Below are 11,997 nucleotides of genomic sequence, written 5' to 3'. Positions count from 1 at the left end.
TTGCCATGAACGCTCAACACACCGCACCCGTCGCGCAGCCCGCCTATGACCGGTCGAACCTGACCCCCGGCATCGTGCATATCGGGCTGGGCAATTTCCACCGCGCGCATATGGCCGTCTATCTGGACGACCTCTTCGCCATGGGCGAGGGGCATGACTGGGCGATCCTCGGCGCGGGCGTGCGCGCCCCCGATGCGCGGATGCGCGAGGCGTTGAAGGCGCAGGATTGCCTGTCCACCATCATCGAACTGGACCCGAAGGGCAAAACCGCGCGGCGCGTGGGGGCCATGGTGGATTTCATCGAGGTGCAGCCCGACAACGCCGCCCTGATCGCCGCAATGGCGCGGCCCGAAATCCGCATCGTGTCGCTGACGGTGACGGAGGGCGGCTATTACGTCGATGCGGCCACGGGGCGGTTCGACCCGACCCATGCCGACATCGTGGCCGACGGGCGGAACCCCGATCACCCCGCCACCGCCTTCGGCGCGATCCTTGCCGCCCTGCGCCTGCGCCGCGCGGCGGGCATCGCGCCCTTCACCGTCATGTCCTGCGACAACCTTCCCGGCAACGGCCATGTCACGCAGGCCGCCGTGGCGGGACTTGCGCGCTTGTCCGATCCGGCGCTGGCCGACTGGGTTCTGGCCCATGTCGCCTTTCCGAACGGCATGGTCGACCGCATCACCCCCGCCACCGGCCCGCGCGAACGGGCCATGGCCGAAGCCTTCGGTCTGGGCGGCGATCCGGTGCCGGTGACCTGCGAACCCTTCCGGCAATGGGTGCTCGAGGACAACTTCCCCGCCGGCCGCCCCGCGCTGGAAAAGGTGGGCGTGACCTTCACCCCCCATGTCCACGCCTACGAGACGATGAAGATCCGCATCCTGAACGGGGGCCACGCGATCATCGCCTATCCCGGGGGCCTGCTGGATATCGAATATGTGCACGAGGCGATGGCCGACCCGCTGATTTCCGGCTTTCTGGACAAGGTGGAGCGGGACGAGATCATCCCCATCGTTCCCCCAGTGCCCGCCACCGATCTGGACGCCTATTACACGCTGATCCGCGAGCGGTTCTCGAACCCCGAAGTGGCCGATACCGAACGGCGGCTCTGCCTTGACGGGTCGAACCGGCAGCCGAAGTTCATCATCCCCTCGATCACCGACAACCTTGCGCGGGGCGTGCTGCCGCGGGGGCTGATCCTCGAATCCGCGCTGTGGTGCCGCTATTGCATGGGCGTTTCGGACAGCGGCGCGCAGATTGCCCCCAACGATCCAAACTGGGACCGTCTGCAATCCGTCGCCCACCGCGCCGCGGCCGATCCTGCGGCATGGCTGGGTATGACGGACATTTACGGCGATCTGGGCCAGAACCCTGATGTGGTGGCCTGTTTCGCGGCCTATCTCGCCGACCTTGGCGCGCGGGGCACGCGCGCCGTGCTGGCAGATTTCATTGCGGGCTGAACGGGTTGCGCGCGGCGGGCCTCAACCCCAGTCGCGCGCGCCCATCAGACGCTCCAGCTCCTCGACCAGCGGCTGGGCCTCCTCGTCGTCGAGGTCCATGTTCTCGATGCGCACCTGCTCGATCGCGGGTTTTGCCGGCGCAGCCGGAGGGGCGGGCGGCTGGGGCGATTCCGGCACGGGCGGCTGGTCCGGTGCGGTCGACATTCCGAAATGCTCGTCGAAATAGCGTCGCGACATGATGACAAAACGCGACGTTCCATGTTCGGACAGGCTGACCGGTCCGGTAGAGGCGGCTTCGTAAACGTCGCTCGCCTTGCGGTTCATGGCGGTCTTCGGAAATTCCCGCATCTTCATTCGATTCATTTCTCGGAGCGTCTCCGCAATCGGCACGGTGGGTGCAATCCATTCGCAACTTATACCCGCCGCGGACAAGGGCGATAAACCGGAGGAATACGGACCCGCTTTCCCCCCTGTCGCCGCCCAGTTATCCACATAAATTAACGCCACGCCAGTGCCGTCACGCATCGCACATGGCGACGCTTGATCGCAGCGCATGGCCTGCCTAGGCTTTGGGCACAAAGCGGGGGACCATCATGGATGCGCGGACACTGGCCGGACTGACGGCGACCGAGGTGGCGGCGCTGGTCCGCGGGCGCGAGGTGTCGGCGGTGGAGGTGACACGGGCCGTTCTCGCGCGGATGGATCAGGTGAATGCGCGCCTGAACGCCGTGGTGCAGCGGCGCGATGCGGCCGCGCTGGACGAGGCGGCGGCGGTGGATGCGGTGCTGGCGGATGGCGGCGATCCGGGGCCCATGGCCGGTGTGCCGGTGACGGTCAAGGTGAATGTGGATCAGGCGGGCGAGGTGACGACCAATGGCTTGCGGTTGCAGGCGGGGTTGCTGGCGGGAGAGGATAGCCCCGTGGTGGCCAACCTGCGGCGCGGCGGGGCCGTGGTGGTGGGACGGACCAATACTCCGGCCTTCTCGCTGCGCTGGTTTACCCGCAACAGCCTGCATGGACAGACGTTAAACCCTTGGAATCCCGCGCTTACGCCGGGGGGGAGTTCCGGAGGGGCGGGGGCTGCGGTGGCGGCGGGGATGGGGTCCGTGGCGCATGGCACGGATATCGCGGGGTCGATCCGCTATCCGGCCTATGCCTGCGGGGTGCATGGGCTGCGCCCCTCGCTCGGTCGGGTGCCGGCCTTCAATGCCACGGCGGGGGACCGGCATGTGGGCGGGCAGTTGATGGCGGTGTCGGGGCCGCTGGCGCGGTCGGTGGCGGATCTGGGGCTGGCGCTGCGGGTGATGGCGGCGCGGGATGCGCGCGATCCGTGGCATCAGGATGTCCCGCTGGAGGGGCCGCCGCGGCCGCGGAAGGTGGCGCTGTGTCTGGCGCCCGACGGGATGGCGGTGCCTGCGCGGTTGTGCGAGGAGTTGCTGGTGGTGGCGCGGAAATTGCAGCAGGAACAATGGGTTGTGGAGGAGGTTCCGACCCCGCCCTGGCGCGAGGCGGTGGCGGTGCAGGTCCGGTTGTGGATGGCCGACATGCGCCGTGCGTCGGAGGCGGCGGTGGCGGCCGAGGGGGATGCGGATGCCCTTTTCGTCTATGACCAGTTCCGCCGTATCAGCCCGCCGCTGGATGCGGAGGGGCTGATGGATGCCCTGCGCGACAGGGCGCGGTTGACGCGGTTGTGGCGGCAGTTTCTGGCGGAATGGCCTTTGGTCCTGTGTCCCGTATCGGGTGATTTTCCCTTTGAAAACAATGTGGATGTCCGCAGCGCGGCGGATTTCGACCATGTGTTCGAGGCGCAGTTGCCCCAGATCGCCCCGCCCCTGATGGGGCTGCCCGGGCTGGCGCTGGCGACGGGCTTTGATGCGGGGCGGCCTGTGGGAGTGCAGCTTCTGGCCGACCAGTTGCGCGAGGACCTGCTGCTGGAGGCGGGCGCGGTCATCGCGCCGGGGGCGGTGGGTATCTGCCCGATGTGACGCTGTACCGGCGGCTGTGCCGACGGTTGTGCAGACAGCTGTACATACGCAGCGGGCGCTGAGGGCGGGCGTGGCGCAACGGGGCGGGGCCTTGCGCCGGTGGCAGAGGCCGGGGGTTTGACACCCCCGGACCCCCGTCGAGTATTTGTGCCGAGATGAAGGGGCGGGGCGGCGCTTTCGCGGTCTGACCGGATTTTGGGCAAGCTGCCCCATATCTGGGCGGTGCCGGACTGCTCGCAGGGGCGCGGGGCGGCGGCCCGCGCGGCATCGTTGAACCTGCCTGCGGGGCGGGGCTTGGATGGGGCGATCCTTATCCCGCCGTGGCCCGATGACCGACCTGACCCCGATCCATTCCCCAGCGATGCAGCGCAGCCGCGGCGAGGCGGCGGTGCGTCTGCGGCTGGAGGACGGGCGGGTGCGGCTGGTGGACCTGCGGCAGCAGGGATCGGCCAAGGCCATCTTGCCGCGCGTCGCGGGCGTGCCGGAGGTGGTGTTCCTGAACACCTCGGGCGGGCTGACGGGCGGCGACCGGCTGTCCTATGCGGTTGCCCTGGGCGATGGCGTGACGGCGACGGCCACCACCCAGACGGCCGAGCGGGCCTATCGCGCCGCGTCGGGCGTGGCGCGGGTGGATGTGGCGCTGGCGGTGGGGGCGGGCGGCTGGATCGACTGGTTGCCGCAGGAGACGATCCTGTTCGATGCCGCCGCGCTGGAGCGGCGGACGACCGTCGATCTGGGTGCGGGGGCAGGATGCCTTGCGCTGGAGATGGTGGTGCTGGGCCGCGCCGCGATGGGCGAGACAGTGGCGCGGCTGGCCTTTCGCGACCGCCGCGAAATCCGCCGCGCGGGGCGGCTGGTGCATCTGGAGCCGCTGGTTCTGGAGACGGAGGCGCTGCTGGCGGGGCAGGCGGTGCTGGGCGGGGCGCGCTGTGTGGCGAGCCTTGTGATGGTGGGGGCCGGTCTGACCGATGCGCTGGTCCCGCTGCGGCGAGTGCTGGACGGGGACGGGGTGGCGGCGGCGGCCTCGGCCTTTGACGGGCGGCTGGTGGTGCGGGCGATGGCGCAGGACGGCTGGCCGTTGCGGCGGCAGATGGCGCGGGCGCTTGCGGTCTTGCGGCGTGGGGCGGTCCTGCCGCGCGTCTGGCAGTTTCAGGAGGATGCGCGATGAACCTGACCCCGAGGGAGAAGGACAAGCTCTTGGTCAGTCTGGCCGCCATGGTGGCGCGCGGGCGGCTGGCGCGGGGGGTGAAGCTGAACCACCCCGAGGCGGTGGCTCTGATCACCGATTTCGTGGTCGAGGGGGCGCGCGACGGCCGCTCGGTCGCCGATCTGATGGAGGCGGGGGCGCATGTCGTGACCCGCGCGCAGTGCATGGAGGGGATCGCCGAGATGATCCATTCCGTGCAGGTCGAGGCCACCTTTCCCGACGGCACGAAGCTTGTGACCGTCCATCATCCCATCCGCTGAGAGGTTTTCCGATGGTCCGTATCCTTGTCCCCGCCCTGACCTTCCTTGCGCTGCCGGCGCTGGCGCATGACGGGTTCCACCCGCATCCGCACGGGATCGAATATGGCTGGATCGTCGCCGCCGCGCTGGGCGTGGCGGGGGGATTTGCCCTGTCATGGGTCAGGGGGCGGAAATGATCCCGGGCGAGGTCTTTGCGGCGGCCGGTGATCTGGTCCTGAACGAGGGGGCGGCGGTGACGGTGCTGATGGTGGCCAATACGGGCGACCGGCCGGTGCAGGTGGGCAGCCACTACCACTTTGCCGAGACCAATCCGGGGCTGGCGTTCGACCGTGACGCCGCGCGGGGGATGCGGCTGGACATTCCTGCGGGGACGGCGGTGCGCTTCGAGCCGGGGCAGAGCCGCGAGGTGCGGCTGGTGCCGCTGGCGGGCGGGCGGCGGGTTTACGGGTTCAACGGCAGGGTGATGGGCGGGCTGTGACGCACGCTTGACGGGCGGGGCGGTCGGGTGGACGCTGGGGGTCCGGCAGGGCGCGATGGCCCGCCGGTCAACCAGCAACAGAGGACGATGAAGATGTGTGATGCGTGTCTGATCGAATCCGTGAAGCAGTCCATGCTGTCGCGCCGCGCGCTGTTCACCGGGGCGGCAGTGACCACCGCCGCCGTGGTGGCAAGCGGCCTGACCACCGCGCGCCCCGCGCTGGCGCAGGCGGCGGGCAAGGTGGTGGACCTGACCCATGCCTATGACGGGGCCTTTCCGACCTTCGACGGCAATCCGGGGATCATCTACGAACCGGCGGTGAAATTCGCGGAGTCGGGCTATCAGCTGTGGAAGCTGACGATCTACGAACATACCGGCACCCATATCGACGCGCCCCTGCATTTCACCGAGGACGGCACGTCGGTGGCCGACCTGCCGCCCGAGCGTCTGGTCTGTCCGCTCTGCATCATCGACATCAAGGCCAAGGCGGCAGATGACCCGAACGCGATGGTGGAGCCTGCGGATATCGAGGCCTTCGTATCGGCCAACGGGGCCATTCCGGCAGGCGCCTGCGTGGCGATGAATTCGGGCTGGGCGGCGAAGGTGGGCGATCCGTCCTATCGCAACGATGCCGAGGGCAAGTTCGCCTTTCCCGGGTTTTCCAAGGCCGCGACGGATATGCTGGCGGGGATGGATGTGGCCTGCATCGGGGTGGATACGCTGTCGCTGGATCCCGGCAATTCGGCCGATTTCGCGGTGCATTTCAGCTGGCTGCCCGGCGGGCGGTTCGGGATCGAGAACCTTGCGGGGCTGGACGGGCTGCCTGCGACGGGGGCGACGATGTTCGTCGGCGCGCCCAAGCACAAGGGGGGCACGGGCGGGCCTGCGCGCGTGATGGCGGTGCTGTGATGGCGGTGGTTCCGATCCTTTCGGACGGGGAGGCGGGGGCGCAGGCCCTCGCCGTCTTTGACGACATCAGGGAGACGCGGGGGACGGATTACGTCAACAACTTCTGGCGCGCGCTGGCGGCGGATCCGGCGCTGCTGAGAGCGACGTGGGAGAGGTTGGGGGCGGTGATGGGGCCGGGGGCGCTCGATCCGCTGGTCAAGGAGATGGTCTATATCGCCGTGTCCGTCACCAACGGCTGTTCCTATTGCATCCATTCCCACACGGCGGCGGCGAAGGCCAAGGGGATGACGGCGGCGCAGCATGGCGAGTTGCTGGCGGTGATCGCGATGGCGGCGCAGACCAACGCGCTGGCGACGGCGTTGCAGGTGCCGGTGGACGCGCGGTTTCTGGCGGAGGAGGGGACGGGATGAGGCCGATCGATCTTTTGCAGGTGCAGTTGGCGCTGGCCTTCGGCGCGCTGGAGATGCAGCGGCGGATGGGCGGGGCCGCGTGGCAGGTGGCGCTGTGGTCGATGCCGGGTGCGGCGCTGCCGGGGGCCGGGAGCGGTGGCCGCCCGGCAGGCCGCAGGAAGGGGCGGGGGTGATGGCCCGCCGCTTCCGTCCTTGTGGATCAGCCCTGATCGGGGATCGGGGGCAGGCTGCGCAGGTAGAGGATCACCGCCTGCAGGTCGTCGGCGGTGAAGGCCTTGAAATGGCCATAGGGCATGGGCGGGTTCATCGCGCTGCCGTCGGGGCGTTTGCCTTTGGTGATCATGGTGGCAAGCTCGGCGTCGCTGTAATTGGCCAGACCGTCGGCGTGGCTGGTCAGGTTCGAGGCGACCGAGGTGCCCCATGGGCCGTGGAATTCGAACCCTCCGGCACCCAGATGGGTGTCGATCATCGGGCCCTGCGGACCCATGGGCGTGTGGCATTCCATGCAATGGGCCACCGGCCCCGCCAGATAGGCGCCGTATTCCGCCGTGACGCCCTGCGCGGGGACGGCGACGGTTTCGACCGGCGGGCCATAGGCGGGCGGCAGGGGGATGCGGTATTCGGAGGGGGGCAGGGCCTCGGCGCTGGCGGTTGCGGGCAGGCTGCGCAGGAACATCACGATGGACGCCAGGTCGTCGTCCGACAGGCCGCGATACATGGTGAAGGGCATCGGCGGGCCGATGAGCGTGCCGTCGGGGCGGATGCCTTCGCGGATGGCGCGGGCCAGTTCGGCATCGGACCAGCCCGCGATGCGGCCTGCGGGCGTCAGGTTCGGGGCGACGGCGCGGAAGGGTTCGATATCCTCGACCACGCGGCCGGTGAGTTCGAGGTCCATCAGCGGGCCTTGCGGCCCCAGCGGCGTGTGGCAGTTCCCGCAACCGCCCGGACCGCGGACGAGGTATTCGCCGCGCTCCATGCTGGGTTCCGCCGTGGCGGCGGTGGACAGGAGAATGGCAAAGAGGGTCGCGGGCAGGCCCCCGCGTGGCATGACGTCCCTCGTCATGGTTGTGTTCCCTGTTTTTATGGTTCTGTTTCTGGCAGCGCGATCCCATGCGATGGCATGGCGACCATGGCCGAAAGTATGCGTCCGCTCCTGCCGTTGCGTCAATCTGCCGTCAGGTCAGGAATTCCCTTACGTCCGAGCCGTCCCCGAAAGGTATCCCGATGCCCCATGTGATTTCCCGCGCTGCCTATGCCGACATGTATGGCCCCACGGTGGGCGACCGCGTCCGGCTGGGCGATACCGATCTGGTGATCGAGGTGGAGCGCGACCTGATCGCGGAGCGGTCCTCGGGTCGGGCCAATGCCCTGCGCTATGGCGAGGAGGTGAAGTTCGGCGGCGGCAAGGTGATCCGCGATGGGATGGGGCAGAGCCAGATCACGCGGGCGGCGGGCGCGATGGATACGGTCATCACCAATGCGGTGATCGTGGACTGGACGGGCATCTACAAGGCGGATGTCGGCCTGCGCGACGGGCGGATTGGCAAGATCGGCAAGGCCGGGAACCCGGATACCCAGCCGGGGGTGGACGTGATCATCGGGCCGGGGACAGAGATCATCGCGGGCGAGGGGCGCATCCTGACCGCCGGTGGGATGGATGCGCATATCCATTTCATCGCGCCCCAACAGATCGATGACGCTTTGCATTCGGGCATCACCACGATGCTGGGCGGCGGGACGGGGCCTGCGCATGGCACGCTTGCCACCACCTGCACGCCGGGGCCTTGGCACATCGCGCGGATGATGCAGGCGGCGGATGCCTTCCCGATGAACCTTGCCTTTGCGGGGAAGGGGAATGCGTCCCTGCCTGCGGCCATCGAAGAGCAGGTGCGCGCAGGCGCGTCCTGTCTGAAGCTGCACGAGGATTGGGGCACGACGCCTGCGGCCATCGACTGCTGCCTGACGGTGGCCGATGCGATGGATGTGCAGGTGATGATCCATACCGACACGCTGAACGAGAGCGGCTTTGTCGAGAATACCTTGGCCGCCATCCGTGGCCGGACGATCCATGCCTTCCATACCGAAGGGGCGGGGGGCGGACATGCGCCCGACATCATCAAGGTGGTGAGCAGCCAGAACGTGCTGCCGTCTTCGACCAACCCCACGATGCCCTACACGGTGAACACCATCGAAGAGCATCTGGACATGCTGATGGTGTGCCACCACCTTGACCGCAAGGTGCCCGAGGATGTGGCCTTTGCCGAAAGCCGCATCCGGCGCGAGACGATTGCGGCAGAGGATATCCTGCATGACATCGGGGCGTTCTCGGTGATTTCCTCCGACAGTCAGGCGATGGGGCGGGTGGGCGAGGTCATCACCCGCACCTGGCAGACCGCCCACAAGATGAAGCAGCAGCGCGGGCGGCTGGAGGGAGAGCAGGGCGAGAACGACAACCTGCGCGTCCGCCGCTATGTCGCGAAATACACGATCAATCCGGCGGTGGCGCATGGGCTGTCGGCGCATATCGGCAGTGTCGAGGAAGGCAAGCGCGCCGATCTGGTGCTGTGGTCGCCCGCCTTCTTTGGGGCAAAGCCCGAGATGGTGCTGATCGGGGGCTGCATCGTGGTCGCGCAGATGGGCGATCCCAATGCGTCGATCCCCACGCCGCAGCCGGTGCATACGCGGCCCATGTTCGGGGCCTTCGGCGGCAGCGTCACGCGCAATGCGGTGACCTTCGTGTCGCAGGCCGCGATGGAGGCGGATGTGCGCGGCCAATACGGGCTGGCGAAACAGGTGGTCGCGGTGGAGGGGTGCCGCGGCATCGGCAAGCGCGACATGCGGCTGAACGATGCCACCCCGCAGATCGAGGTGGACCCCGAAACCTACGAGGTGCGGGCGGATGGCGTGCTGCTGACCTGCGAACCGGCGCGCGAGCTGCCGCTCGCCCAGCGGTATTTCCTGTTCTAATGCCAGGGGCGGGGTTGCAGGGGGTCGGGCAGGGGCAGGTTGCGCCGGATCGGCCAGCCGGGGCGTGGCGGGGCGGATTTCGGCGGAATGGCCACTGTCCGGATGACGTGGTGCAGACGTTCGCGCCAATAGGCAGGGTCGTCGCGGATGCTGGCAGGAAGCAGTGTCGCGTCGAAGTGGCGGGTGATCTGCTGGGTGATCTCGATCCGGTGCCAGCGGCCTGTCAGTGCGGCCAATGGCGCATGCAGGAGGCGGTCCTTCAACTGTGCCTCGCGCAGGCGGAGGCGGGCGATTTCGGCGCGGACTTCGGCAAGTTCATCGGCAGGGCTCAGTCGCATCGGGGAACCTGTGCTGGCGGGGACGGAACGCAGGATGGCAGGGACGGGTTAAGGGGATGTGACGGAAGGCGGGCCGCTGCGGCGGTGGCCTTGGCGGCGCAATCGGCCTATCCTTGCGGCAATTGAAGACAGGAAGAACGGACATGCCCGATTACCCCCCTGCACATCGCCACATCGCCAACGCCGACCGCGCGGGACGGGTTCCCGTCGATGCGGTGGTTCTGGGATACGAGGACCGTTTCCTGCGCCGCCGCCGTCTGGTCACCGCCGCAGGGCGCGGGGTGATGGTGGACCTGCCCGAGACGGTGAGCCTGCGCGACGGCGATGCGCTGGAACTGGTGGACGGGCGACTGGTCGCGGTCGAGGCGGCGGCGGAGCCGGTGCTGGTGGTGACGGGCGATCTGCCGCGGCTGGCATGGCATATCGGCAACCGCCACACGCCCTGCCAGATCGGCGGGGACCGGCTGGTGATCCGCGAGGACCATGTGCTCAAGGCGATGCTGTTGCAGCTTGGCGCGCGGGTCGCCCATGCGATGGAGCCGTTCAACCCCGAAGGCGGGGCCTATGGTCACGGGCGCACGATGGGGCATGATCATGGGCACGGCCATGTGCCGCATGTCTTCACGCTGGGCCATGGGCATGGGGCGGTGCATGTGCAGACCCATGCCAGCCGCGTCCGCGACGAGGACGATGCGGAGCCCGAGGCGGAATGACTGCCGCGCTGATGACGCTGGTGCAATGGCTGTCGCCTGCCTTTCCGACGGGGGGCTTTGCCTATTCCCACGGGATGGAGCAGGTGATCAGCGACGGCGGCATCCGGTCGGGGGCCGATCTGGAGGCGTGGCTGGCCGACGTGCTGCGCTTTGGTGCGGGGCGGCAGGATGCGATCCTGCTTGCGGCGGCGCTGGAGCCGGGGGCGGATCACGCGGCGCTGGCGGAGCTGTGCGTGGCGCTGCAACCTTCGGCCGAGCGGCTGCGCGAGGTGGCCGAGCAGGGCGCGGCCTTTGCGCGGACCGTGGCGGCGCTGACGGGGCGGGCGGTGGTGGAGCGGCCGCTGCCCGTGGCGGTGGGCGAGGCGGCGGCGGGGCTGGGGCTGGAGCGGGCGCAGGTCGTGGCGCTGTACCTGCATGCCTTTGCGTCGAACCTTGTTTCGGTGGCGGTGCGTTTCGTGCCCTTGGGGCAGAATGACGGGCAGGTGGCGCTGGCGCGGCTGCATCCGCTTATCGCGCGGCTGGCGGAAGAGGCGGTGTCGCTGGGCGTCGAGGATATCGGCAGTGCGGCGCTGGGGGCGGACCTTGCGGCGATGCGGCACGAGGGGCTGGATGTGAGGATCTTCAAGACATGAGCGGGAACGGACCCTTGCGGGTGGGCATCGGCGGGCCGGTGGGCGTGGGCAAGACGACCCTGACCGAACAACTGTGCCGCGCGCTGGCGCATCGCTGTTCGATGGCGGTGATCACCAATGACATCTACACGCGCGAGGATGCCGAATACCTGATGCGCGCGCAGGTCCTGCCGGTGGAGCGGATACGGGGCGTGGAGACGGGCGGCTGTCCGCATACGGCGATCCGCGAGGATGCATCGATCAACCTTGCCGCCGTGGCCGATCTGCGCGGGGCCTTTCCCGATCTGGACCTGATCCTGATCGAGAGCGGGGGGGACAATCTGGCCGCGACCTATTCGCCGGAGCTGGCAGACCTGACGATCTATGTGATCGACACGGCGGCGGGGCAGGACATCCCCAGGAAGCGCGGGCCGGGGGTGACACGGTCGGACCTGCTGGTGGTGAACAAGACGGACCTTGCGCCCTATGTGGGTGTGGACCCTGTCCTGCTGGAGGAAGACACCAGACGCGCGCGGGGGGCGCGGCCCTATGTCATGGCGCGGCTGCGGCACGGGGTGGGGGTGGCGGAGGTGGTCGCCTTCCTTGAACGCGAGGGGGGGCTGGTGCTGGTGTGACGGGGCAGGCCGCGGCGCGGCCCGCCC

At 68.8% G+C, this 11,997-nt stretch carries 16 protein-coding genes; 13 read left to right on the top strand and 3 right to left on the bottom strand.

Features of this window, described 5'->3' with window-relative positions; translation table 11 throughout:
- Window positions 1-5 precede the first annotated feature (5 nt).
- Window positions 6-1,457 (top strand): mannitol dehydrogenase family protein, encoded by a 1,452-nt coding sequence (locus tag GU927_RS01735; RefSeq protein ID WP_161760557.1) that lies wholly within the window; start codon window positions 6-8, stop codon window positions 1,455-1,457.
- A gap of 21 nt (window positions 1,458-1,478) precedes the next feature.
- Here GU927_RS01735 and GU927_RS01730 read toward each other — a convergent pair whose 3' ends face one another.
- Window positions 1,479-1,805, bottom strand: a complete 327-nt coding sequence (locus tag GU927_RS01730) for a hypothetical protein (RefSeq protein ID WP_161760556.1) — start codon at window positions 1,803-1,805, stop codon at window positions 1,479-1,481.
- A 245-nt stretch (window positions 1,806-2,050) separates the two neighbouring features.
- Here GU927_RS01730 and GU927_RS01725 point away from each other — a divergent pair, with 245 nt between their 5' ends.
- From GU927_RS01725 to GU927_RS01690, 8 genes are all read left to right on the top strand, one after another.
- Window positions 2,051-3,442, top strand: coding sequence for an amidase family protein (locus GU927_RS01725; protein WP_161760554.1), 1,392 nt, complete (start codon window positions 2,051-2,053; stop codon window positions 3,440-3,442).
- A gap of 328 nt (window positions 3,443-3,770) precedes the next feature.
- Window positions 3,771-4,610: an urease accessory protein UreD gene (locus GU927_RS01720; protein WP_161760552.1), complete on the top strand. Its 840-nt coding sequence runs from the start codon at window positions 3,771-3,773 to the stop codon at window positions 4,608-4,610.
- Window positions 4,607-4,909: an urease subunit gamma gene (locus tag GU927_RS01715; protein ID WP_161760551.1), complete on the top strand. Its 303-nt coding sequence runs from the start codon at window positions 4,607-4,609 to the stop codon at window positions 4,907-4,909. The genes GU927_RS01720 and GU927_RS01715 overlap by 4 nt, the downstream gene beginning before the upstream one ends.
- An 11-nt stretch (window positions 4,910-4,920) precedes the next feature.
- The gene (locus GU927_RS01710; RefSeq protein ID WP_217765500.1) at window positions 4,921-5,085 is read left to right on the top strand and encodes a hypothetical protein; all 165 of its coding nucleotides are present in this window, start codon (window positions 4,921-4,923) and stop codon (window positions 5,083-5,085) included.
- Entirely contained in the window at window positions 5,082-5,387 is a 306-nt protein-coding gene (locus GU927_RS01705; protein WP_161760549.1) for an urease subunit beta, read from the top strand. The genes GU927_RS01710 and GU927_RS01705 overlap by 4 nt, the downstream gene beginning before the upstream one ends.
- 93 nt (window positions 5,388-5,480) lie before the next feature.
- Window positions 5,481-6,296, top strand: a complete 816-nt coding sequence (locus tag GU927_RS01700; RefSeq protein ID WP_161760547.1) for a cyclase family protein — start codon at window positions 5,481-5,483, stop codon at window positions 6,294-6,296.
- Window positions 6,296-6,706, top strand: coding sequence for a carboxymuconolactone decarboxylase family protein (locus GU927_RS01695; RefSeq protein ID WP_161760545.1), 411 nt, complete (start codon window positions 6,296-6,298; stop codon window positions 6,704-6,706). Before GU927_RS01700 ends, GU927_RS01695 begins: the two co-directional genes overlap by 1 nt.
- On the top strand, window positions 6,703-6,879 hold the full coding sequence (locus tag GU927_RS01690) for a hypothetical protein (protein ID WP_161760543.1): 177 nt from the start codon (window positions 6,703-6,705) through the stop codon (window positions 6,877-6,879). Before GU927_RS01695 ends, GU927_RS01690 begins: the two co-directional genes overlap by 4 nt.
- A gap of 26 nt (window positions 6,880-6,905) precedes the next feature.
- Here the strand turns inward: GU927_RS01690 and GU927_RS01685 are convergent, their stop codons facing one another.
- Window positions 6,906-7,769: a c-type cytochrome gene (locus GU927_RS01685; protein ID WP_232489091.1), complete on the bottom strand. Its 864-nt coding sequence runs from the start codon at window positions 7,767-7,769 to the stop codon at window positions 6,906-6,908.
- 161 nt (window positions 7,770-7,930) lie between these two features.
- Here GU927_RS01685 and ureC point away from each other — a divergent pair, with 161 nt between their 5' ends.
- Window positions 7,931-9,673 carry an urease subunit alpha gene (ureC, locus tag GU927_RS01680; RefSeq protein ID WP_161760541.1) on the top strand — a complete coding sequence of 581 codons (1,743 nt, stop codon included), beginning with the start codon at window positions 7,931-7,933 and terminating at the stop codon, window positions 9,671-9,673.
- Here the strand turns inward: ureC and GU927_RS01675 are convergent.
- A complete protein-coding gene (locus tag GU927_RS01675; protein ID WP_232489090.1) occupies window positions 9,670-10,011 on the bottom strand; it encodes a hypothetical protein in 342 nt (113 codons plus the stop codon). The genes ureC and GU927_RS01675 overlap by 4 nt on opposite strands.
- Window positions 10,012-10,154: 143 nt before the next feature.
- On the opposite strand from GU927_RS01675, the gene GU927_RS01670 reads away from it, so the two are divergent.
- The 3 genes from GU927_RS01670 to ureG are packed head-to-tail and all read left to right on the top strand — an operon-like array spanning window position 10,155 to window position 11,970.
- Complete coding sequence (locus GU927_RS01670) at window positions 10,155-10,724, top strand: urease accessory protein UreE (protein ID WP_161760539.1); 570 nt, start codon at window positions 10,155-10,157, stop codon at window positions 10,722-10,724.
- Entirely contained in the window at window positions 10,721-11,356 is a 636-nt protein-coding gene (locus GU927_RS01665; protein WP_161760537.1) for an urease accessory protein UreF, read from the top strand. The genes GU927_RS01670 and GU927_RS01665 overlap by 4 nt, the downstream gene beginning before the upstream one ends.
- Complete coding sequence (ureG, locus tag GU927_RS01660; RefSeq protein WP_161760535.1) at window positions 11,353-11,970, top strand: urease accessory protein UreG; 618 nt, start codon at window positions 11,353-11,355, stop codon at window positions 11,968-11,970. Before GU927_RS01665 ends, ureG begins: the two co-directional genes overlap by 4 nt.
- The last annotated feature ends 27 nt before the right edge of the window (window positions 11,971-11,997 follow it).

Origin of the sequence: Paragemmobacter amnigenus (assembly GCF_009908265.2) — a bacterium.
In the GTDB taxonomy this organism is placed as follows: Bacteria; Pseudomonadota; Alphaproteobacteria; order Rhodobacterales; family Rhodobacteraceae; genus Paragemmobacter; species Paragemmobacter amnigenus.
The sequence above is the reverse complement of the archived record's forward strand: the minus strand, read 5'-3'. Positions and strand labels throughout refer to the sequence as shown.

What these genes read in the sequence shown, in the direction of transcription:
- GU927_RS01685 (WP_232489091.1), bottom strand. Translation starts at nt 7,769, where the DNA reads ATGACGAGGGACGTCATGCCACGCGGGGGCCTGCCCGCGACCCTCTTT.
- GU927_RS01725 (WP_161760554.1), top strand. Translation starts at nt 2,051, where the DNA reads ATGGATGCGCGGACACTGGCCGGACTGACGGCGACCGAGGTGGCGGCG.
- GU927_RS01695 (WP_161760545.1), top strand. Translation starts at nt 6,296, where the DNA reads ATGGCGGTGGTTCCGATCCTTTCGGACGGGGAGGCGGGGGCGCAGGCC.
- GU927_RS01690 (WP_161760543.1), top strand. Translation starts at nt 6,703, where the DNA reads ATGAGGCCGATCGATCTTTTGCAGGTGCAGTTGGCGCTGGCCTTCGGC.
- GU927_RS01700 (WP_161760547.1), top strand. Translation starts at nt 5,481, where the DNA reads ATGTGTGATGCGTGTCTGATCGAATCCGTGAAGCAGTCCATGCTGTCG.
- GU927_RS01730 (WP_161760556.1), bottom strand. Translation starts at nt 1,805, where the DNA reads ATGCGGGAATTTCCGAAGACCGCCATGAACCGCAAGGCGAGCGACGTT.
- GU927_RS01665 (WP_161760537.1), top strand. Translation starts at nt 10,721, where the DNA reads ATGACTGCCGCGCTGATGACGCTGGTGCAATGGCTGTCGCCTGCCTTT.
- GU927_RS01735 (WP_161760557.1), top strand. Translation starts at nt 6, where the DNA reads ATGAACGCTCAACACACCGCACCCGTCGCGCAGCCCGCCTATGACCGG.
- ureG (WP_161760535.1), top strand. Translation starts at nt 11,353, where the DNA reads ATGAGCGGGAACGGACCCTTGCGGGTGGGCATCGGCGGGCCGGTGGGC.
- GU927_RS01705 (WP_161760549.1), top strand. Translation starts at nt 5,082, where the DNA reads ATGATCCCGGGCGAGGTCTTTGCGGCGGCCGGTGATCTGGTCCTGAAC.
- GU927_RS01670 (WP_161760539.1), top strand. Translation starts at nt 10,155, where the DNA reads ATGCCCGATTACCCCCCTGCACATCGCCACATCGCCAACGCCGACCGC.
- GU927_RS01710 (WP_217765500.1), top strand. Translation starts at nt 4,921, where the DNA reads ATGGTCCGTATCCTTGTCCCCGCCCTGACCTTCCTTGCGCTGCCGGCG.
- ureC (WP_161760541.1), top strand. Translation starts at nt 7,931, where the DNA reads ATGCCCCATGTGATTTCCCGCGCTGCCTATGCCGACATGTATGGCCCC.
- GU927_RS01715 (WP_161760551.1), top strand. Translation starts at nt 4,607, where the DNA reads ATGAACCTGACCCCGAGGGAGAAGGACAAGCTCTTGGTCAGTCTGGCC.
- GU927_RS01675 (WP_232489090.1), bottom strand. Translation starts at nt 10,011, where the DNA reads ATGCGACTGAGCCCTGCCGATGAACTTGCCGAAGTCCGCGCCGAAATC.
- GU927_RS01720 (WP_161760552.1), top strand. Translation starts at nt 3,771, where the DNA reads ATGACCGACCTGACCCCGATCCATTCCCCAGCGATGCAGCGCAGCCGC.